The organism is Streptomyces sp. NPDC091416, from assembly GCF_044756845.1.
Taxonomy (GTDB): domain Bacteria; phylum Actinomycetota; class Actinomycetes; order Streptomycetales; family Streptomycetaceae; genus Streptomyces.
Window position 1 is genome coordinate 1 of sequence record NZ_JBIVTU010000058.1, and the last position, 1,559, is coordinate 1,559.

Below are 1,559 nucleotides of genomic sequence, written 5' to 3' on the forward strand. Positions count from 1 at the left end.
TCGGGGGTGGCCGCGACGGAGGCGGCAAGTGTCCCGAGGTGACCGGCCATCCGCTCGATCGCCGCCCGCTCGAACAGATCCGTCCGGTACTCCAGCGCTGCCAGCACCTCGCCGCCCGACTCGGCCGCCGTCAGCTGGAGGTCGAACTTCGCGTCCTGGCCGCCCACCCCGACCTGCTCGACCTCGAGGCCGGGCAGACTCCACGCATCCCCGTCCGGAGTGTTCTGGAAGACGAACATGGTCTGGAAGAGCGGATTGCGCGACAGGTCGCGGTTCGGCGCAAGTTCGTCGACGAGCCGCTCGAAGGGCAGGTCCTGGTGGTCGTACGCGCCCAGAGCCGTGTCCTTCACCCGGTCGATCAGCTCGGTGAACGTGGGGTCCCCGGACAGGTCCGTCCGCATCACCAGCGTGTTGACGAAGAAGCCGATCAGGTCTTCGGTCTCGGCGCGGTTGCGGCCTGCTATGGGCGTCCCCACCGCGATGTCGTCCTGGCGCCCGTAGCGGGCCAGCACGATCTGGAACAGCGAAAGCAGCGTCATGAAGAGGCTCGCTCCCTGCCGTCCCGACGACGCCCGCAACTGATCCGCGACCTCGGCCGGCAGCGCGAAGTACACGGTGTCGCCTGCGGCGTCCTCGCGCTCGGCAAGGCGACCGTGCTGCGTGGGCAGTTCCAGCACCGGTAGACCGGTCAAGCGCTCGCGCCAGTAAGTCAACTGCGATTCCAGGAAGTCGCCGGTGAGCTGTTCCCGCTGCCAGACGGCGTAGTCCGCGTACTGCACCGCGAGGTCCGGGAGATTCGCCTCGCGATCGGCCAGCGCCGCCGTGTACAGCTCACGCAGTTCCCGCGCCAGGATGCCGGAGGACCACCCGTCCGAGACGATGTGGTGCAACGTGACCAGCAGGTACTGGTCGTCCTCCGCGACAGGGACCAGGTCCACGCGCAGCAGCCGTCCTCCGTCCAGTTCGAACGGGCGCCGCGCCTCCGCTTCCATGACCTCCTGCGCGGCTCGTGCCCCGTCTCCGGGAGTGGCGTCGGCCCGGACGTGGTGCACCACCGGAGTGACCGACCACGGCGCGTCCACCACCTGCGAGGGGCGTCCGGAGTCGTCGGTGACGAACCGGGTCCGCAGGATCTCGTGCCGTGCCACCAGGCCGGTGAACGCCGTACCCAGGGCGTCCGCATCCAGCTCGCCCCGTATGCGCAGGGCGAAGGGCACCAGGTACTCGGCGCTGCCGGGCGTCAACTGGTCCAGGAACCACAGACGTTGCTGGGCGAATGACAACGGCAGCGAAGCGTCGGTACGGTCCACCGGGACGAGCGGAGCCTCATCGGCCGTCGCCGTCAGCTCGCGCATGGCCGCTGCCAGGGTGGCCGGGGTGGGCGAGGTGAAGATGATGCGGACCGGGACGTCGATGCCGAGCTGCCGACGCAGCCGGGACGTCACCTGCGTGGCCAGCAGTGAATGCCCGCCGAGCTCGAAGAAGTTGTCGTGGATGCCGATGGTGTCGATGCCGAGGATGTCGCCCCATATGGAGGCGAGTGTGCGTTCGGTGTTTGT

At 68.8% G+C, this 1,559-nt stretch carries 1 protein-coding gene; it reads right to left on the bottom strand.

All coding sequences use genetic code 11. From position 1 onward, the window contains the following. Positions 1 to 1,559 (bottom strand): condensation domain-containing protein (locus ACIQMX_RS42450; protein ID WP_402487072.1); only part of this gene is annotated, 1,559 nt, incomplete at both ends.